This window comes from Micromonospora sp. WMMA1996, assembly GCF_002573675.1.
GTDB classification, from domain to species: domain Bacteria; phylum Actinomycetota; class Actinomycetes; order Mycobacteriales; family Micromonosporaceae; genus Micromonospora; species Micromonospora sediminicola.
The window spans coordinates 59,628-77,399 of record NZ_PDHU01000005.1 but is presented as its reverse complement, the minus strand read 5'-3'; the positions used below and the strand labels follow the sequence as shown (position 1 = coordinate 77,399).

19 protein-coding genes are annotated in these 17,772 nt (G+C 74.6%); 5 read left to right on the top strand and 14 right to left on the bottom strand.

What is annotated here, in order from left to right:
• Positions 1-5: 5 nt before the first annotated feature.
• The 3 genes from COO58_RS25870 to hisC all read left to right on the top strand — a co-directional run bounded on the left by COO58_RS25870 (position 6) and on the right by hisC (position 2,918).
• Positions 6-719 carry an RDD family protein gene (locus COO58_RS25870; RefSeq protein ID WP_098747627.1) on the top strand — a complete coding sequence of 238 codons (714 nt, stop codon included), beginning with the start codon at positions 6-8 and terminating at the stop codon, positions 717-719.
• An 82-nt stretch (positions 720-801) separates the two neighbouring features.
• Positions 802-1,818 carry an RDD family protein gene (locus COO58_RS25865; RefSeq protein WP_098747626.1) on the top strand — a complete coding sequence of 339 codons (1,017 nt, stop codon included), beginning with the start codon at positions 802-804 and terminating at the stop codon, positions 1,816-1,818.
• Positions 1,815-2,918 (top strand): histidinol-phosphate transaminase, encoded by a 1,104-nt coding sequence (hisC, locus tag COO58_RS25860; protein WP_091568753.1) that lies wholly within the window; start codon positions 1,815-1,817, stop codon positions 2,916-2,918. The genes COO58_RS25865 and hisC overlap by 4 nt, the downstream gene beginning before the upstream one ends.
• A 119-nt stretch (positions 2,919-3,037) precedes the next feature.
• Here hisC and COO58_RS25855 read toward each other — a convergent pair whose 3' ends face one another.
• The 5 genes from COO58_RS25855 to COO58_RS25835 form a co-directional block, all read right to left on the bottom strand.
• Positions 3,038-4,291 carry a PQQ-binding-like beta-propeller repeat protein gene (locus COO58_RS25855; RefSeq protein ID WP_098747624.1) on the bottom strand — a complete coding sequence of 418 codons (1,254 nt, stop codon included), beginning with the start codon at positions 4,289-4,291 and terminating at the stop codon, positions 3,038-3,040.
• A gap of 68 nt (positions 4,292-4,359) precedes the next feature.
• Positions 4,360-4,842 (bottom strand): SRPBCC family protein, encoded by a 483-nt coding sequence (locus tag COO58_RS25850; protein ID WP_091568749.1) that lies wholly within the window; start codon positions 4,840-4,842, stop codon positions 4,360-4,362.
• Positions 4,843-4,953: 111 nt separating this feature from the next.
• Entirely contained in the window at positions 4,954-5,163 is a 210-nt protein-coding gene (locus COO58_RS25845; protein WP_091568746.1) for a DUF397 domain-containing protein, read from the bottom strand.
• Positions 5,164-5,311: 148 nt separating this feature from the next.
• Positions 5,312-6,511: a fumarylacetoacetase gene (fahA, locus tag COO58_RS25840; RefSeq protein ID WP_098747873.1), complete on the bottom strand. Its 1,200-nt coding sequence runs from the start codon at positions 6,509-6,511 to the stop codon at positions 5,312-5,314.
• 53 nt (positions 6,512-6,564) lie between these two features.
• Positions 6,565-7,431, bottom strand: a complete 867-nt coding sequence (locus tag COO58_RS25835) for a hypothetical protein (RefSeq protein ID WP_176558976.1) — start codon at positions 7,429-7,431, stop codon at positions 6,565-6,567.
• A 94-nt stretch (positions 7,432-7,525) separates the two neighbouring features.
• Here COO58_RS25835 and COO58_RS25830 point away from each other — a divergent pair, with 94 nt between their 5' ends.
• Positions 7,526-8,692: a homogentisate 1,2-dioxygenase gene (locus COO58_RS25830; RefSeq protein ID WP_091568740.1), complete on the top strand. Its 1,167-nt coding sequence runs from the start codon at positions 7,526-7,528 to the stop codon at positions 8,690-8,692.
• A gap of 54 nt (positions 8,693-8,746) precedes the next feature.
• On the opposite strand, the gene COO58_RS25825 is transcribed toward COO58_RS25830, so the two are convergent.
• The 5 genes from COO58_RS25825 to COO58_RS25805 form a co-directional block, all read right to left on the bottom strand.
• Positions 8,747-9,787 (bottom strand): NAD(P)-dependent alcohol dehydrogenase, encoded by a 1,041-nt coding sequence (locus COO58_RS25825; RefSeq protein ID WP_091568738.1) that lies wholly within the window; start codon positions 9,785-9,787, stop codon positions 8,747-8,749.
• A gap of 150 nt (positions 9,788-9,937) precedes the next feature.
• Positions 9,938-10,936 (bottom strand): tetratricopeptide repeat protein, encoded by a 999-nt coding sequence (locus tag COO58_RS25820; RefSeq protein ID WP_098747621.1) that lies wholly within the window; start codon positions 10,934-10,936, stop codon positions 9,938-9,940.
• A 42-nt stretch (positions 10,937-10,978) separates the two neighbouring features.
• Positions 10,979-11,461 (bottom strand): 2-C-methyl-D-erythritol 2,4-cyclodiphosphate synthase, encoded by a 483-nt coding sequence (gene ispF / locus COO58_RS25815; RefSeq protein ID WP_091568732.1) that lies wholly within the window; start codon positions 11,459-11,461, stop codon positions 10,979-10,981.
• Positions 11,462-11,668: 207 nt separating this feature from the next.
• The gene (ispD, locus tag COO58_RS25810) at positions 11,669-12,364 is read right to left on the bottom strand and encodes a 2-C-methyl-D-erythritol 4-phosphate cytidylyltransferase (protein WP_098747619.1); all 696 of its coding nucleotides are present in this window, start codon (positions 12,362-12,364) and stop codon (positions 11,669-11,671) included.
• Positions 12,365-12,417: 53 nt separating this feature from the next.
• The gene (locus COO58_RS25805; RefSeq protein WP_013288937.1) at positions 12,418-12,903 is read right to left on the bottom strand and encodes a CarD family transcriptional regulator; all 486 of its coding nucleotides are present in this window, start codon (positions 12,901-12,903) and stop codon (positions 12,418-12,420) included.
• Positions 12,904-13,230: 327 nt separating this feature from the next.
• On the opposite strand from COO58_RS25805, the gene COO58_RS25800 reads away from it, so the two are divergent.
• Positions 13,231-13,920 (top strand): hypothetical protein, encoded by a 690-nt coding sequence (locus tag COO58_RS25800; RefSeq protein ID WP_091568727.1) that lies wholly within the window; start codon positions 13,231-13,233, stop codon positions 13,918-13,920.
• A gap of 7 nt (positions 13,921-13,927) precedes the next feature.
• On the opposite strand, the gene COO58_RS25795 is transcribed toward COO58_RS25800, so the two are convergent.
• The 4 genes from COO58_RS25795 to COO58_RS25780 all read right to left on the bottom strand — a co-directional run bounded on the left by COO58_RS25795 (position 13,928) and on the right by COO58_RS25780 (position 17,728).
• Positions 13,928-14,527: a hypothetical protein gene (locus tag COO58_RS25795; protein ID WP_091568723.1), complete on the bottom strand. Its 600-nt coding sequence runs from the start codon at positions 14,525-14,527 to the stop codon at positions 13,928-13,930.
• 32 nt (positions 14,528-14,559) lie between these two features.
• Positions 14,560-15,609, bottom strand: a complete 1,050-nt coding sequence (locus tag COO58_RS25790) for a type III polyketide synthase (protein ID WP_091576860.1) — start codon at positions 15,607-15,609, stop codon at positions 14,560-14,562.
• A gap of 154 nt (positions 15,610-15,763) precedes the next feature.
• A complete protein-coding gene (locus COO58_RS25785; protein ID WP_098747616.1) occupies positions 15,764-16,930 on the bottom strand; it encodes an acyl-CoA dehydrogenase family protein in 1,167 nt (388 codons plus the stop codon).
• 42 nt (positions 16,931-16,972) lie between these two features.
• Positions 16,973-17,728, bottom strand: a complete 756-nt coding sequence (locus tag COO58_RS25780) for a methyltransferase domain-containing protein (protein ID WP_091568718.1) — start codon at positions 17,726-17,728, stop codon at positions 16,973-16,975.
• Positions 17,729-17,772 lie beyond the last annotated feature (44 nt).

Here is a 17,772-nt window from a genome sequence, read left to right as displayed (position 1 = left end):
TCGGCGTGATCGAGCCTCCCCCGAACAGCACGCCGCCGCCCGCCGGGCCCCCGCCCGCGGGCGGCGGCTTCGCGCCGCCCACCGCCCCCGCGGTGCCCGCGCAGCACACCCCGCCGACGTACGCCCACCTGCCCGGCTATCCGCCCCCGCCCCCGGGGTACGCGCCGCACGCCGGGTTCGTGCCGCCGGCCCTTGCCCCGAACGGTCAACCGCTGGCCGGCTTCGGGGAACGGCTGGTGGCCTGGCTGATCGACACGGCTCTCGCGTCGGCGGTGCTGATGGTGCTCTTCGCGCCGGTCTTCGTCTGGCTCGTCCTCCGGATGATGGACCGGATGCCAGCGGCCGGACCGGACGGCACCGTGGCCGAGCCCGACCCGTCGGTGATCTTCAGCGACGTCTTCCTGCCGCTGCTCCTGGCCGAACTGGTGCTGTTCCTGCTCCTGCTGGTCTTCTACTGGCTCTACCACGTCGAGTACGCCCGCCGGACCGGCCAGACGCTCGGCAAGAAGGTGATGAAACTGCGGATCGTGCCGCTCCAGCCGGACGCGCCGCTGACCCGGGGCGCCCTGGGCAAGCGGTACCTGGTCGAGTTCGTCGCCGGCTCGTTCGTGCCGTTCCTCAACTACCTGGACGGCTTCTGGCAGCTCTGGGACAAGCCCTGGCAGCAGTGCCTGCACGACAAGGCGGCCGGCACGGTCGTCGTTAAGGTTGCACCGTGAGCGCGAGGAGTGAGCCGGGCCTGCGAGCCCCGCAGTCGGGAACCAAGGCGAGCGCCGTGAGCGCGCACCCGAAGGCACAGCTGTGAGTGTGGAACCTGGCTGGCACGTCGACCCGGCCGATCCGGAGACCCGCCGGTGGTGGGACGGTGAGGGCTGGATCGGCGCGCCGATCCCGGTCGACGTCACCCCGCCCGACGGCCCCCCACCCGCCGAGCCCGAGCCGACCCCGGTGGCGGCGGGCGCCGACCCCACCGCCGCCCGGCCGACCTCGGGCGCGACCGGTGGCGCGGCCGTCCCGCCGGTCTCCGGGCCGGGCGCGGGCCAGCCGCCGGCCGGGCCGTACCCGCTCCCGCCGACCGCCGCTCCCGGGCAGCCGGGCCCGAACGGGGGATGGCCGGGGCAGCCCGGGCAACCCGGACAGGCCGGGCCGTGGCCAGGGCCGCAGGGGCCGCCGCCGGGCTGGCCGTACCCGCACTGGCCGGGCCGTCCGCCGGCGCCGCGTCCGCACGGGTTGCCGCTCGCCTCGTACGGCTCGCGACTGGTCGCCCGCCTGATCGACCTCGGCGTGGTGTTCCTGCTCAACGCCGTGGTCAACGGCTGGTTCGTCTGGCGCTACTTCGAGGCGGTCTCGCCCTACCTGCGCGAGTCGATGCGCCGGGCCCTGAACGGGGACACCTCCACCGAGGGGCTGCCGCAGATCGACGAGCAGGCCGGCGGGTTGCAGATCGCCATCCTGCTGATCGCCACCGCGCTCTGGTACGCGTACGAGGTGCCGTCGATGGCGGCGCGCGGGCAGACCTTCGGCAAGCGGCTGATGGGCGTACGCGCGGTGCCGATCGAGGCGGACCAGCCGCTCGGCTTCGGCCGGGCCACCCGGCGCTGGAGCACGATGGGCCTGCCCACGCTGCTCTGGTACTGCTGCGGGCTGGGCCTGCTGCTCCAGTTCGTCGACGCGGTCTCGCCGCTGTTCGACCAGCCGCTGCGTCAGGCTCTGCACGACAAGCGGGCGCAGACCGTGGTGGTCCAGCTCCCCCGCGACCGGACCGACCCCCGTACCGCCCCGCGCGACCGCGCCGACCCCCCGGGAGACACCCCATGACCGACACCGGACGTCACCAGCCTCCGCTGCGGCTCACCCGCGCCGACCTGGACGCGCTGCCCAACTACGTGCCCGGCCGCAGCCCGGCCGACCTGGCCCGGGAGCTGGGCCTGCCCGAGGCGATCAAGCTGGCCAGCAACGAGGTCCCGTACGGCCCGCTGCCCGGTGTGGTGGAGGCGGTCGCCGAGGCGGTCGCCGGTTCGCACCGCTACCCGGACATGGGCGTGGTGGCGCTGCGCCAGGCGCTGGCCGAGCGGTACGGCGTGGACGCCGACCGGATCGCCACCGGCTGCGGGTCGGTGGCGCTGGCCGAGCACCTGGTGCGGGCGACCTGCCTGCCCGGTGACGAGCTGCTCTACTCGTGGCGCTCGTTCGAGGCGTACCCGATCATCGCGGCGACCAGCGGCGCGACCAGCGTGCGGGTGCCGAACGACGCCGGCCACGGGCACGACCTGGACGCGATGGCGGCGGCGGTGACCGACCGGACCCGGATGGTCCTGGTCTGCAACCCGAACAACCCCACCGGTACGGCGGTGCGCCGGGCCGAGTTGGACCGCTTCCTCGACGCGGTGCCGGACGACGTGCTCGTGGTGATCGACGAGGCGTACCGGGAGTTCGTCACCGATCCGGAGGTGCCGGACGGCCTGAGCTACCTGGACCGGCCGAACGTGGCGGTGCTGCGCACGCTGTCCAAGGCGTGGGGTCTGGCCGGGCTGCGGATCGGCTGGCTGGTGGCCGCGCCGGCCGTGGCCGCCGCCGTGCGCAAGGTGGTGACGCCGTTCTCCACCAGCATGGCCGCCCAGGCCGGCGCGCTGGCCGCGCTGGCGCAGGCCGACGAGGTCGAGCGGCGCTGCGCGCTGGTGGTGGCCGAGCGGGACCGGGTCACCGAGGCGCTGCGCAAGTTCGTGCCGGACGTGCCGGAGAGCCAGGCCAACTTCGTCTGGTTGCCGCTGGGCGAGCGCGCGGTGGCGTTCGGCAAGGCGTGCGAGGCGCGCGGCGTGATCGTCCGGCCGTTCCCGGGCGACGGGGTGCGGGTCACCATCGGCACCCCGGCCGAGAACGACGCGTTCCTGGCCGCCGCCGAGGCCGCGCTGGCCTGACCGGAGCGCGTCCGGGGCCGGTCCGTCAACCCCCTACGGACCGGCCTCGGACGTCTCGTCCGACGACCATCGGATGAGAGCACTGTAGTGGCTTTTGTCCGTTTTGTTGGCAGATCCGGTCACGTGGCGGCGAGCAGCACCGGCTCCGCCATCAGGAAGTACCCCTGGTCGTCGTCCTCCGGGCGGGCCCGCTCCCGCAGCCGCTCCACCGCGACGTAACCGTCCACCGCGTACGCCCGGCCCGGTCGCCAGGCGATCCCGTCCCGCCCGAGGTCCAGCACGGACGTCGACCGCGTCGCGCCGGTGATCGGATCCACGGTGACCAGCTCCCGCCGGTCGGTCAGCAGGTGCACCCGCCCCGGCTCGACCGCCAGCACCCGGGCCGGGTGGATGTCCGCCCGACGCCACAGCTCCTCGCCGGTGCGGGGCGACCGCCCGACCACCACCGGGCCGGACGTGTCCACCACCCGCTCGCCGTCCAGCGCCGTGTCCGCACCGTCCAGGCCCGGCGCGGCGGTCGGCTCACCCGGGTCCGCCACCAGCCAGCCCCGGCTGTTCTCGCCGCCCGGCCCGGCGGTCCGCAGTCCCCGGCAGCCGGAGTGCCCGTCGCGGCAACCCACCGGGCTGACCACCAGCTGGTCCGGCGCGTCCGGCGGCCGCCAACGGGTCCGTACCGCGCCGGTCGCCGCGTCCCGCAGCTCGACCGCGGCCGGCCCGGCGCAGCGGTCCACCCCGACCAGCTCGCCGCTGGCCGTGGTGCCCACGTCGGTCCGGCAGCCGCGCCCGATGTCGACGTGCCAGAGCCGGCGGCCGTCGCCGAGGTCGTACCCGCCGAGCGCACCCGGACCGGCGGCGAGCAGCACGGTCCGGCCGGCCGCCGTCCGGGCCACGTGCAGGCCGGCCGGGTCCCAGACCGTGCCGGCGTAGGTGCGGCGCGGCTCCGGCACCGACCCCGGCTCCGGGCCGTCCGCGCGCCAGGCCACCCGGCCGGTCCGCGCGTCCAGTGCCACCAGCGTCCCGTCGGACCAGCGGCTGACCACCGTGGTGCCCTCGGCGAGCACCCCGACGAGCGTCGCCGGCCAGCGGCGGTAGGACCAGAACGGGGTGACCCGGTGCCGCCCGGTGACCGGCTGGTCCGCGTACACCTGGCGGGTGCCGGCGTAGACCCGGAGCCGGCCGTCCACGACCAGCGGCGCCACCGGCAGCCGCGCGATCACCCCGGCGGTCGGCGCGGGCGCGGCCGGGTACGGGTCCCGGGCGACGGTCTCGACCTCGGCGGGCGCCAACACCCGGACGACCACGGCGACCGACGCCGCGACGGCCAGCACCGCCAGCAGCGTCGTCAGGATCCGCCGCCTCGCGGCCTTCGCCATCCGCCACCTCCGCCCCGGCACCCTACCGGCCGGGTCCGGGCCGGGGTGCGGGGAGCGGTCGGGTCGGCTCAGGCCGCTTCGGCGGAACGGGCGGGGCCGGCGGCCAGCGCCAGGTCGGCCAGGTCACGCCGGAGCGCGCCCTCCACCGCGCGGGCGGCCAGGCCGCCGAGGATCAGGGCCAGCACCCGCCCGTACGGCCGGGTCGGCACCGCCTCCTGCTCGACGGTGACCTCGGTGCACCCGCGCCGCCGCCGCTCGACCGTGCGCAGCGTCCAGGTGATCCGGTAGTCGACGCCCGCGCCGCGCGAGTCGAGCACCAGACGGGCCGGCGCCACCGCCTCGACCACCTCGTACTCCTCCGGCTCGGTGCCGCCGTCGGGCCGCAGGCGGGTCTCCCGCCAGACCGTGCCGGGCGCGAAGCCGCCGGCGCCGAGGACCTCGACCGCGCCCACCGCCGAGAGCCAGTCGGCGCGGGCCGGGAGGTCGGTGAGCAGGCGCCACAGGTCGTCGTCCTGCGCTTCGATGAATGCGGAAACCGTCACCGTCGACATGGCACCTCCCGTGTCGTCCACGGTACGGGCCGTCACCGGAAACCGGGAGCCTTGCGGTGACATTTCCACCACCGGTGCCCCGAGCGGGGCACCGGGGCATCCGACGAGCGGTCAGCCGCGGAGCGTTCCGCCCCGCAGCGCGGTGACGAACGCCGTCCAGCCCGGCGGGCTGACCGCGAGCGCCGGACCGTCCGGGTCCTTCGAGTCGCGTACGCCCACCACGCCGTGCGCGGTGACCACGTTGGTCGCCACCTCGACACAGAGGCCCTGATCGTTGGAGCGGCTGCTGGTGCGCCAGACGGCTCCGGTCAGCTCGGTCATGCTCGGTCCTTCCTGTTCGGCTTCTTCCGACTCGGGCGCGCCCCGGAGTGGCCGCCCGGGGCGTACGCGATCCGAGTCGATCAACGCGGAAGGAAACGGCCTCGATCGCACCCGATGTGCGATCGAGGCCGTCCGGCCGGCAGGTGGTTCAGCGGGCGGGCAGGACCGTCCCGGTGACCTCGCCCAGGGCGATGGTGGTGCCGTCCCGGCCGGGCGCGGTGGCGGTGATCGTCACCGTGTCGCCGTCCTCCAGGAACGTCCGCTCGCTGCCGTCGGCGAGCTTGACCGGCTCGGACCCGCCCCAGGTCAGCTCCAGGAACGAGCCGACCTGAGCGCGCTCGGGGCCGGAGACGGTTCCGGAGGCGTAGAGGTCGCCGGTGCGCAGCGAGGCACCGTTCACGGTGAGGTGGGCGAGCTGCTGGGGCGGGGTCCAGTACATGGTGGCGAACGGCGGCTCGGCTACCCGCTCGCCGTTCCACTCCACCGACAGGGTCAGGTCCAGCCCGAGGTGCGGGGTGTCCCGCAGGTAGTCCTGCACCGGCGGGTCCTGGTCGGGCGCGGGCACGAACGCGTCGGCGAGCGCCTCCAGCGGGGTGACCCAGCCGGAGACCGAGGTGGCGAACGACTTGCCCAGGAACGGGCCGAGCGGCTGGTACTCCCAGGCCTGGATGTCCCGTGCGGACCAGTCGTTGACCAGCACCACGCCGAACACGTGGTCGGCGAAGTCGGCCGTCGGCACCCGCTCGCCGAGCCGGCTCGGCACGCCGACCACGAAACCCACCTCGGCCTCGATGTCCAGACGTACGGACGCGCCCGTGGTGGGGCCCTGCGCGCTGGCCCGCTGCCCGGAGGGGCGGACCACCGGGGTGCCGGAGACGACCACCGTGCCGGCTCGGCCGTGGTAGCCGATCGGCACGTGCTTCCAGTTCGGCAGCAGCGGCGGCTGGCCGGGCCGGAAGATCTGCCCGACGTTCCCGGCGTGGTGCTCCGAGGAGTAGAAGTCGACGTAGTCCGCGACCTCGAACGGCAGCAGCAGCTCGACCTCGCGCAGCGGCACCAGCAGCGGCTCCACCGCCGGGCGGTGCGCCGGGTCGGTGAGCAGCTCGACGACCCGCTGCCGGACGGCGGTCCACTGCGGGCGGCCGAGCGCCAGGAAGGCGTTCAGCGTGGGTCGGCCGAGCGCCCCGCCGGCCAGCACCAGCCCGACCGTCTCCGCGCCGGCCAGGTCGAGCACGAAGTCGCCGATGCGGACGCCGATCCGCGGCTCGCGGTCGCCGTGCCGGAACACCCCGTACGGCAGGTTGGTCACCCCGTACGGCGAGCCCGCCGCACCCGAAACCCAACTCACGTCGTGCTGGCCGGGCATGGCCTCACGGCCCTCGCTCCGCTCGGTGCGTTCGCTCATGCCTCGTATCCCCCGTTCACCAGCCCCAGCCGGATCAGATCGGTCAATGGTTCGGAGATGCTGCACGAGCCGTAGCCGACCCAGAGCGGTCGCGCGGACTCGCGGCGGGCCCGGGCCGACTCGACCACGCGCAGCGGGTCGGTCGCGGCCAACAGCTCGGCGACGGCGTCCACCTGGGCGCCCTCGACCGCGGCCAGCGTGGCGGCCAGCACGTTGACGAAGCCGTGGTGGGTGAAGCCGGTCTCCGGGTCACGGTGCCGGATCGCGTGGTGCAGCCCGGCGGTGAGCTTGAACGGCAGCTCGCGGTCGCGGCAGGCGCAGATCACCGCGGCCAGCTCGACCGGCGTCGGGAACAACTCGGCGGCCAGCCCGCCGGTGCGGAACTTGGCCGCCACCGGGAGCCCGCCGGCCCGGGCCCGGGCGAGCGCGTCCAGCGCGTCCATCAGGCCGAGCGTCAGCGGGATCTCCGCGTACACGGAGGCGCCGTCGAGCCGGCCGGCGAGCGCGACCAGCTCGGCCACACCGGGGGCGGGGTCCTCGCCGCGCTTGGCCACCGGCGCCTCGACCTGCCGGGCGGTCACGCCGTCCGGCGCCAGGGCCGACAGCGCGGCGGGCAGCCCGTCGAGGCCGGTGTCGCCGATCAGGCCGATGACGAGGCCCTCGGCCGGGTCGACCAGGCCGGTCAACGCACCGGCCTGGAGGTCGGAGGCGGGCAGCAGCAGCGGGCCGACCAGGTCGGCGTACCAGGCCGCGCGGTGCCGGCGGTGCGCGGTGACCGCGTCGGGCAGCGCGGCGTTGCCGGGCGGGAAGACCGCGGCGTCGTCGACCAGGCCGGCGAGGAGGCGGGGCACCTGCGTTGACACGAGACAAGAATGTACGGGACGCTACGAGGAACGGACAACCGCGTCCGATTATCGGACGCCACCGGCCGGAGAACGGGACATAACGGGAGGCGAGATGCCGTACTACCGCAGCGTCGGCGAGGTGCCCCGCAAGCGCCACACCCAGTTCCGGCAGCCCGACGGCACGCTCTACGCGGAGGAGCTGGTCGGCCAGGAGGGCTTCTCCTCCGACTCCTCGCTGCTCTACCACCGGCACGCGCCGACCGCGATCCTCGCCGCCGAGGAGTTCGCCCCGCCCGCCGTCACCCGGGTGCCGAACCTGCCGCTCAAACCGCGCCACCTGCGCACGCACAAACTCGACGGCGCCGGCGCGGACCCGGTGCTCGGCCGGCAGTACCTGCTCGCCAACGACGACGTCCGGATCGCGTACGTGCTGGCCGACCGGCCCTCACCGCTGTTCCGCGACGCCACCGGCGACCACTGCCTCTACCTGGAGTCCGGCTCGCTGCGGGTGGAGTCGCCGTTCGGCGTGCTCGACGCGGTGGCCGGCGACTACGTCGTCATCCCCACCTCGACCATCCACCGCCTGGTGCCCACCGGCGACGAGCCGACCCGGCTGCTCGCGGTGGAGGCGTCCGGCCACATCGGCCCGCCCAAGCGCTACCTCTCCGTACGCGGGCAGTTCCTGGAGCACTCGCCCTACTGCGAGCGTGACGTCCGGGGACCGGACACCCCGCTGCTGGTCGACGGCGAGGAGGTGGAGGTGCTGGTCAAGCACCGTCGTGGGTGGACGAGGTACGTCTACGCTAACCACCCGTTCGACGTGGTCGGCTGGGACGGGCACATGTACCCGTGGGCGTTCTCCATCCACGACTTCGAGCCGATCACCGGGCGGATCCACCAGCCGCCGCCGGTGCACCAGACGTTCCAGGGCCCGAACTTCGTGATCTGCTCGTTCGTGCCGCGCAAGGTGGACTACCACCCGGCCGCCATCCCGGTGCCGTACAACCACCACAACGTCGACTCCGACGAGATGCTCTTCTACACCGGCGGCAACTACGAGGCCCGGCGCGGCTCCGGGATCGAGCAGGGCTCGATCTCGCTGCACCCGTCCGGCTTCACCCACGGCCCCCAGCCGGGCGCCGCCGAGCGGTCGATCGGGGCGGACTTCTTCGACGAGCTGGCGGTCATGGTGGACACGTTCCGCCCGCTGGACCTCTGCGACGCGGCGACCGCCTGCGAGGACGACGGCTACGCCTGGACCTGGGCGCGCAAGCCCTGACGTACGCCGAAGGGGCCGCGCCCGGCACGGACGCGGCCCCCTCGCACGGAGTCGTCAGAACGTCGAGGCGTCGATGACGAAGCGGTAGCGCACGTCGGACGCGAGCACCCGCTCGTACGCCTCGTTGATCTTCTCGGCCGGGATGACCTCGATCTCGGCGCCCAACCCGTGCTCGGCGCAGAAGTCGAGCATCTCCTGGGTCTCGGCGATGCCGCCGATCATCGAGCCGGCGAACGACCGCCGCGCCGGGATCAGCGAGAACGCGCGCACCGACAGCGGGTCCTCCGGCGCGCCCACGTTGACCAGCGTGCCGTCCACGGCCAGCAGGCCCAGGTACGCGTCCAGGTCGATGGCCGCGCTGACCGTGTTGACGATCAGGTCGAACGAGCCGGCCAGGTCGGTGAACGTCGCCTCGTCCGAGGTGGCGTGGTAGTGGTCGGCGCCGAGCCGCAGCCCGTCCTCCCGCTTCTTCAGCGACTGGGACAGCACGGTCACCTCGGCACCCATGGCGTGGGCCAGCTTGACGGCCATGTGGCCCAGACCGCCCAGGCCGATCACGGCCACCCGGCGGCCCGGGCCCGCGTTCCAGTGCCGCAGCGGCGAGTAGGTGGTGATGCCGGCGCAGAGCAGCGGCGCGGCCGCGTCCAGCTCGATGCCGTCCGGGATGCGCAGCACGAAGTCCTCGGTGACCACGATGGCCTGCGCGTAGCCGCCCTGGGTCGGCTCGCCGTCCCGGCCCACCCCGCCGTACGTGCCGATGTTGCCCTTGAGGCAGTACTGCTCCAGGCCCTTACGGCAGTTGTCGCACTCCCGGCAGGAGTCGACCATGCAGCCGACGCCGACCCGGTCACCGACGGCGAACTTCGTCACCGCGGAGCCGACCTCCCGGACCACGCCGGCGATCTCGTGACCGACCACGATCGGATAGGTGGTCGGGCCCCACTCGCTGCGCGCGGTGTGGATGTCGGAGTGGCAGATGCCGGAGAACTTGATGTCGATCGCGACGTCGTCCGGTCCGAGGTCCCGCCGCTCGATGGTGGTCGGGGCGAGCGGTTCGGTCGCGGACGTCGCCGCGTAGGCATTGACGGTGAACACGGATTCCCGCTTCCTGCAGCCGGTGGTTTCCTTCCGCGCCGGGACACGCCCGGCCCGCGACACAGCCTGTCGCTCCGGGTTTCCTACCCCCGGGCCACCCCGGTCGACACGTTCGCTTCCTCACCCCGGGGACGGGAATAGCGGCCCGGCTCAGCGGCGGGCGAGCACCGTGAAACCCGCGACGACGGTGGCGGTGACCGCCCCCACCAGCGGCCACGGGCCGCCGACCAGCGCGTACACCGCCAGCAGCAGCGGTGCGGCGGCCGCCGCGTAGATCGCCGGGGCCAGGCCGCGCGCCATCGCGTCGCGCAGCCCGGGCAGCCGGGACGCGGGCCGCCAGAACAGCAACCCGGCACCGACCGCGGCCAGCACGGCGAGCAGGCGGGACGCGCCCGGGGCGGCCGGGGCCAGCACCGCCACCAGCACGGCGGCGCCCAACGACCAGCCGGCGGCGGACAGCACCAGCCGGCGCAGCCCGGCGTCCGCGGTGCGGGCCGGATCGACCCGCGCCGGGGTCAGGTCGACCACCTCGGTCAGGTCCTCCAGCGTCTCGGCGTAGCGGCGCCGCTCCAGCCGGGCCACGCCGGTGTCCTGCCGCGCCCCGGCCAGTTCCGGGTCCAACCGCAACGCCTCCCGGTAGGCCCGCTCGGCCAGGTCGAACAGTTCGAGGCGCACCGCGACCAGGCCGAGCACCAGGTGCGCCTCCGGCTCGTCCGGCGCCAGTTCGACACCCCGCCAGGCCGCGTCGAGCGCCGCCTGCCCGTTCCGCGAGGCGGACAGGATCGCGGCGGCGCCGCGCTGCGCGTACGCGTCGGTCGGCCCGAGCGCGAGGATCTCGTCCGCGGTGGCCGCGGCGGCCTTCCAGCGCTCCAGGTCGAGCAGCGCGAGACCGCGTACCACCAGCGCCGGCACGGTGCCCGGTGCGGTCGCCGACGCCGCCTCGGACGCGGCGAGCGCCTCCGCGGGACGGGCGGCGGCGAGCTGCATCCGGGCGAGCATGGTCAGCGCCTCCAGATGCGCGGGTTGCGCCGCGATCAGGGCGGTGAGCTCGTCGATCCCCTCGTCGTAGCGGCCCAGCTCGGCGAGGAGGTGGGCACGCTGCAGGTAGCCGTCGGCGGCGGACTGGTCGGGGGCGGCGTCACTCGGCATCCCGGCGAGCGTAACCGCCGTCACCCCGCCGCGCGGAGCGGGTCAGTCCGCCGGAGCCTCGTAGACCAGGGCCACCGCGATGCCGGTCAGGCCCTCACCGCGGCCGGTGAAGCCGAGGCCGTCCGTGGTCGCCGCGGACACCGTCACCGGCGCGCCGACCGCCTCGGAGAGAACCCGCTGCGCCTCGTCCCGGCGCGGGCCGATCTTGGGCCGGTTGCCGATCACCTGGACCGAGACGTTGCCGATCCGGAAGCCCGCGGCACGCACCCGGCGGGCGCTCTCGGCCAGCAACGCCACCCCGGACGCGCCGGCCCACTCCGGCTGGTCCACCCCGAAGTTCGCGCCCAGGTCGCCGAGGCCGGCCGCGGAGAGCAACGCGTTGCAGGCGGCGTGCGCCGCCACGTCGGCGTCCGAGTGACCGGCCAGGCCGTCCTGGTCCGGCCAGTGCAGGCCCGCCACCCAGCAGGGCCGCCCGGCCTCGAACGCGTGCACGTCGGTGCCGACGGCCACCCGAGGAACGATCATGACCAGAGGGTACGCGCCGCGCCTTGGCTGCGGCCCGGACTGTGGTCAGCACTGGTTCTCGTACGCCCCAGCGCGCCGATCAACCATCGACCGAAATGGGATCCACGTTCCAGATCCCAGGATCCGGGTAGATCTTGGCACGAAAGGGCCCCCATAGAGGTCGATTCGTACCAAGATCTCGAAGCCACGCGCCGGGGGCGGCGCGGGTCAGGCGCCTGTGGTCAGCAGGTGTTCGGCCAGGGCCAGGTCGAAGGGGCGGGTGATCTTCAGGGCCAGCTCGGAACCGCGTACGCAGACCACCGCGACGCCCTGCTTCTCCACCAGACCGGCGTCGTCGGTGAGCGAATCGCCGGCCGCCTCGTGCGCGGCGGTCAGCACCGACCGGCGGAAGCCCTGGGGCGTCTGCACCGCCCGCAACGCGGACCGGTCGACCGTGCCGAGCACCCGTTCGGCGACGTCGACCTCCTTGATCGTGTCGACCACCGGCAGCACCGGGATCACCGCGTCGTGCCCCTCGCGGACCGCCGCGGCCACCGACTCGACCAGGTCGGGCGGGGTCAGCGCGCGGGCCGCGTCGTGCACCAGGACGATCCCCGGCCCGGTGGGGACGGCGGCGAGCGCGGCCGCCACGGACGCCTGGCGCTCGGCGCCTCCCGGCACCACGGTCACCGGCGCCACCGCGCCGAGCATCGCCCGCACCGACTCGACGTCGGCGGCCGGCGCGGCCACCACGATCGTGTGGACCGAGGGCGCGGCGGCGATCCGGCGTACGGCGTGCACCAGCAGTGGTTCGCCGGCGAGCAGCCGAAGCGCCTTCGGGGCACCGGGACCGAGGCGTACCCCGGCACCGGCCGCAGGAACGAGGACCGCGACGTCACCGCGCGGATTGAGCTGCGCGGTCACGTCGCGGTCCTCGGATTCGTTCGCTGCGGGACGGGTAGAGGCAGAGGTGTGGATCAGGCCTCGGTCAGCACCTTGTCGAGCAGAGTCTCAGCCTCGTCCTTGGTGCTCTTCTCGGCCAGCGCGACCTCGCCCACGAGGATGTCACGGGCCTTGGCGAGCATGCGCTTCTCGCCCGCCGACAGGCCCCGCTCCCGCTCCCGGCGCCACAGGTCGCGGACGACCTCGGCCACCTTCAGCGGGTTGCCGGAGGCCAGCTTCTCCAGATTCGCCTTGTAACGCCGCGACCAGTTGGTCGGCTCCTCGGTGTGCGGTGCACGGAGCACGTCGAAGACCTTGCCCAGGCCCTCTTCGCCGACCACCTCGCGCACACCCACGATCTCGGCGTTCTCGGCGGGCACCCGGACCGTCAGGTCACCCTGCGCGACCCTCAGGACGAGGTATTCCCTTGGCTCGCCCTTGATGACCCGAGTCTCGATTGCCTCGATGAGTGCGGCCCCGTGGTGGGGGTAAACAACGGTCTCGCCGACACTGAAAACCATAGGTTCGAAACCCCTTTCGCTGTGTCTAGGGTAACACGCTCAGGCACCGATGTCTCACCGCTGTCCTGACCGTTGGCGCAGCTCAGGGGCCCTGTGAGAGGTATTTCTTCGGCTTGACAGGCGGTCAAGCCGATGGTTTCAACACACTCCGTGACGAACGAATGACAACCTGGCACGGGTGACGGGAGCGTCCAGATCTAGGGCAATGCGCTTCTTCCATGGTAGCTCCGTAACTCCACTCGCGCCCAGGTGTGGCGGTACGGCCCTCGGTGCGGGACGCTGGTGGAGGACGCGACGTCCGCTCACCGAGACGTTCCTGGGGGTCCGATGGGCGTGCCTGACGCAGACGGCCAGGGGCCGCCGGACGGACTGCCCGGGCTCCCGCCCGAATGGGGCCGGGTGGTCGTCCCCGACGACGCCTCCGCGCTGGCCGACGAGGCCCGGCAGGTTCGCCGGGAGCTACGCCGCGACCCCCGGCCGGCGCCCCGGCCCGGCCCGGTCCGGATCGGGCTTCCGGCACTCGCGCTGCTGGTCTCGGTGCTGGTCACGCTCGCCGGCCTGGCGGCCGTCACCTGGCCCCGGTCCAACCGCTCCGGCGCCCCGACCGTGCTGCCCCGGACCACGGCCACGCCGCTGGCGGTCGGCCCGCTCCCCGCGCTCGACCTGGTCGGCGGCGACGACACGCCGGTGCCGCTGCGCAGCCTGCTACCCGCCATGATCATCCTGGTGGACGCCTGCACCTGCGCCGACCAGGTCGGCACGGCGGCCGCGGCCGCACCTGCCGGGGTCACCGTGGTGACCGTGACCGAGGGCCGCAGCGCCGGCCCCGCCACCGTCCCCGGCGTGCGGCCCCTCGGCGACCCGGCCGGCGGACTGCGGTCCTACCTGCACCTCGTCGCCCACCCCGGCACCGCCGCCGCGCTGCTGGTGGACCGGCAGGGCACGCTGGTCCGGCTGGTGCCAGAGCTGGGCCCGGCGACCGACTACCGCGACGACCTGGTCCGGCTCGGCGGCTGAGCCGGGCTCAGTAGAGCGCCTCCAGCCGGGCGTCGAGCGTGGCCTGACCCCGCAGGACGGCGAACCGCACCATCATCGGTGTGCCGTTGCCGTCCAACAACGGGATGTCCAGCCGCCCCCCGCAGCGCAGCACCCGCTCGACATCGTCGGATCCCGCACCGGACAAGCCCACCGTGACCACCCCGTCGCCCGAGCAGCCCACCGACAGCCGGTACTTGTCGCCCTGCGACGGGTTCGCCTGCCGGACGAGTGGCGACCCGCCGGGCGTCAGCCGGGACGTCTCCCGCCACACCACGTGCGAAACCTGGAGCGGACGCGCCGCCCCGTCGGGTTCCACCTGGATGATCAGCGAGCGGTCCGGATCGGAGCCCAGCTCGCCGGAGGAGGGATCGACCGCGACCACCGTCGCGTCCGATCCGCTCGATGGTCCCGGCCAGTCCCTCCCGGTCGCGGCATCGACGCGGGACCGGACGAGGTCGTCGGCGGAACCGCCCGGGGTCGCGCCGACCCGGGGCGCCGTCGACCGCCACCACCACCCGCCGAGCACCAACGCCAGCGCGGTCAGGCCGGCCAGCAGCGCCAACCGGGTCCGCTCCTCGGAGGCCATGCCCGCCAGGCTATCGACGCGACGGCGGTCCGTCAGCCCGCCCGTTCCAGCAGTGCCGCGTAGAGCGTCAGCCCGGGGCCGAACGCCAGCATCACCACCCGCCGGGGCGGGCGCTGCGCACGGCACAGCCGGTCCAGGATCAGCAGCACCGTCGGCGACGAGCAGTTGCCGTGCTCGGCCAGCGTCTCCCGGGACGCGGCCAGCGCCGTGGGCGGCAGGTCCAGCTCACGTTCCACCACGTTGAGGATCCGCGGGCCGCCCGGGTGCACCGCCCAGCCGTCCACCTCGGAACGGTCGTACCCGTGCCGGGCTAGCAGGTCGTCCACCAGGTCCCGGACGTAGCGGGACAGCACCTGCGGCACCTTCGGCGACAGGCCCATCCGGAAGCCGGTGTCGGTGACGTCCCAGGTCATGTGGTCGGCGGTGGAGGTGTCGGTGACCGAGGTGACCTCGCGCAGCGCGTACCCCCGGCCGCCGGGCACGACCACGGCGGCGACCGCGGCGTCGGAGAAGAGCGCGTGCGAGACGATCTGCTGGGTGTCCACCCGGGCGCCCGGCGGCTGGATGTGCAGGCTGGTCAGCTCCGCGCAGAGCAGCAGCGCGGGCCGACCCCGGGCGGTGACGAAGTCGCTCGCCGCGCCGAGCCCGGGCAGGGCCGCGTAGCAGCCCATGTGCCCGACGAACATGCGCTGCGTGCCCGGGGCCATGCCGAGGTCCCGGGCGAGCAGGATGTCCAGCCCCGGGGTCGCGTACCCGGTGCAGGAGCAGACCACGAACAGGCCGACGTCACCGGCGTCGAGGCCGGCCGCGGTGAGCGCGCGCCCCACCGCCTCCTTGCCCAGCGGCAGCGCCTCGACCTGGTAGCGGCGCATCCGCCGTTCGGTCGGCCACTCCGAGACGTCCTCCAGCAACGGGTTCACCGCCGCCTGCCGGCGGGTCACGCCGGAGTTGGCGAAGATCCGTTCGGCCAGCGCCCGGGTGGTCCCGGAGAAGTGCCGCGCGAAGAAGCCCGTCCACAGCTCGTCCTGCGCGGCGGCCGGCGGCTGCGCCGTACCCATACCCGCGATCACCGGTACGTCCACGTCCCCCACCTCTCGGATCCCTCAGCCCTCGCGCTCACCGGGCCGTCCTTCGTTCGCGACTGCGGGGCTCGCAACCCCGGCTCACTCCTCGCGCTCACCGGGCCGTCCTTCGTTCGCGACTGCGGGGCTCGCAACCCCGGCTCACTCCTCGCGCTCACCAGCGAGGGGTCGAGCCGTCACGGTCCGGGTCGCCGCCGAGCGCCGCGATGCCGAGCCAGTCGGCGCAGACGTCGGACGTGGCCGGGTGCAGCGAGCCGCAGCGGGCGTCCCGGTAGAGCCGCTCCAGCGGGTGGCCCCGGCGGGTCGCCGAGGTGCCCGCGGCCTCCAGCATGGACGCCGCCACCTCCGCCGCCGTGGTGCCGGCCAGCAGCTTGGCCCGCCACACCCAGCGGTTCGTCTCCGCGTCGCCGGGGGCCTCGTCGACCCGGCGGGCCGCCTCGGCGACCACCAGCTCGGCGGCGGCGGCGGCCGCGTCCGCCCGGCCCAGGCGGGCCCGGACCGCCGGCAGACCGGCCAGGTTGCGGGCGTTCAGGTGCTCGGCGGCGGCGTCGATGGCGGCCCGCGCCACCCCCACGTAGACGGCCGCGTAGCTGGCGACCAGCCAGTGCGGCATGAGCTGGGCGACCACCAGGGCCAGCCCTTCGACCCCGCCGAGCAGCCGGTCGGCCGGGACCGTCACGTCCAGGTGCAGGTCGTGCGAGGAGGTGGCCCGCATGCCCAGCGAGTCCCAGGTGGGCTCGACCGTGATGCCCTCGCCGGCCGGGACCAGGAACTGGGAGACCACCGACTGGTCGGCGGCGCTGCGGGCGGCCACCAGATAGCCGTCCGGGTGGCCGGCGCCGGAGCAGAAGGTCTTGCTGCCCTTGATGTGCCAGCCGCCGTCGACCGGCTCGTAGACCGTGCTGAGCTGGGACAGTCGCGCGCCGGCGCCGCGTTCGCTCATCGCCACCGCGTACCAGGAGCCGTCGGCCGCCGCGCGCAGCAGCCGGTCGCGGGCGGCCAGCGCCTCGTCCGGTACGCCGAGCGCCTCGGCCAGTTCCTCGGTGACCGCGCCCAGCGCCCCGGTGACCGAGGCGTGCATGTTGAACACCAGCGCGGTCGCGCCGTTGCCCCGGGCCAACTCGGTGGCGACCGCCGCGTACTCGGCGAAGCTGGCGCCCCGGCCGCCCAGCGCCTGCGGCACCATCAGCCCGAACAGGCCGGCCGCCCGGAGGTCGGCGAAGTCGTCCACCGGGAACGAGCCGTCCCGGTCGTGCTCGGCCGCGCGGGCGGCCAGTCGCGGCGCCAACCGGCGGGCCGCCTCCAGCGCGTGCACACTCATGTCGCCCCCTTCTCGGCGTCCCTTTACCCCGGGCCGTCCCGGCTACCCGCTCCGGCGCCCCCTGCCCTGATAGAGCACGGCGGTGGACCGGGTCGGCACGATGCGCGGCTCCGTCCGGGCCGGACGGTCACCGCCGCGCCACCGGCGCAGCAGCCAGGCCAGCGTGCCGCCCAGCTCCGGCCGGACCCCGCGCAGCCGCAGCGACACGCCGTGCCGGGCGCACTCGGCGACCAGCGCGCGGGCGTCCACGAACAACCGTGGGTCGTGGATTCCGCGCGGCACGGTGGGCAGCCGCTCGCCCACCTCCACCGCGACCAGCCGGGCCAGCAGCGTGTCGTTGAGCGTGTCGAGCACCAGCAGGCCGCCGGGGCGCAGCAGGCGGCACGCCTCGGCCACCGCCCGCCGCCAGTCCGGCACGTGCTCCAGCAGCTCGCCGGCGGAGACCACGGCGGCGCAGCCGTCGGCCAGGGGCACGGCGGTGGCGTCGCCCTGGAGCACCGTCACACCGTGCGCGGCGGCCTGGTCGAGCGCGGAGCGGGTCAGGTCCACCCCGACGTGCCGGTAGCCCTTCCCGACCAGGTGCGGCGCCAGCAGCCCGGCTCCGCAGCCGAGGTCGACCAGCAGGTCGTCCGGGGTGGACGCGGGCGGCACCAGGGCCGCGCGGGCGCGGGCCAGCCAGTGCAGCATCGCGAACGCGCCGTCCGGCCGCCACCACTCCCCGGCCAGGTCGTCGTACTGCCGGGGGTCGTTCGGCGGCAGCACCCGGTGCGGTGTGGACACCGGGGACGCTTCTGGCATGGTCCGAGCGTGGCACGACTCCCCGGTAACGACCAGACTTCCCT

Bases quoted from the DNA above. Each gene is read 5' to 3' on its own strand.
- COO58_RS25805 (WP_013288937.1), bottom strand. From the start codon at position 12,903: ATGGTTTTCAGTGTCGGCGAGACCGTTGTTTACCCCCACCACGGGGCC.
- COO58_RS25820 (WP_098747621.1), bottom strand. From the start codon at position 10,936: ATGCCGAGTGACGCCGCCCCCGACCAGTCCGCCGCCGACGGCTACCTG.
- COO58_RS25855 (WP_098747624.1), bottom strand. From the start codon at position 4,291: ATGGCGAAGGCCGCGAGGCGGCGGATCCTGACGACGCTGCTGGCGGTG.
- COO58_RS25780 (WP_091568718.1), bottom strand. From the start codon at position 17,728: ATGCCAGAAGCGTCCCCGGTGTCCACACCGCACCGGGTGCTGCCGCCG.
- ispF (WP_091568732.1), bottom strand. From the start codon at position 11,461: ATGATCGTTCCTCGGGTGGCCGTCGGCACCGACGTGCACGCGTTCGAG.
- COO58_RS25800 (WP_091568727.1), top strand. From the start codon at position 13,231: ATGGGCGTGCCTGACGCAGACGGCCAGGGGCCGCCGGACGGACTGCCC.
- COO58_RS25830 (WP_091568740.1), top strand. From the start codon at position 7,526: ATGCCGTACTACCGCAGCGTCGGCGAGGTGCCCCGCAAGCGCCACACC.
- COO58_RS25795 (WP_091568723.1), bottom strand. From the start codon at position 14,527: ATGGCCTCCGAGGAGCGGACCCGGTTGGCGCTGCTGGCCGGCCTGACC.
- hisC (WP_091568753.1), top strand. From the start codon at position 1,815: ATGACCGACACCGGACGTCACCAGCCTCCGCTGCGGCTCACCCGCGCC.
- COO58_RS25785 (WP_098747616.1), bottom strand. From the start codon at position 16,930: ATGAGTGTGCACGCGCTGGAGGCGGCCCGCCGGTTGGCGCCGCGACTG.
- COO58_RS25850 (WP_091568749.1), bottom strand. From the start codon at position 4,842: ATGTCGACGGTGACGGTTTCCGCATTCATCGAAGCGCAGGACGACGAC.
- COO58_RS25845 (WP_091568746.1), bottom strand. From the start codon at position 5,163: ATGACCGAGCTGACCGGAGCCGTCTGGCGCACCAGCAGCCGCTCCAAC.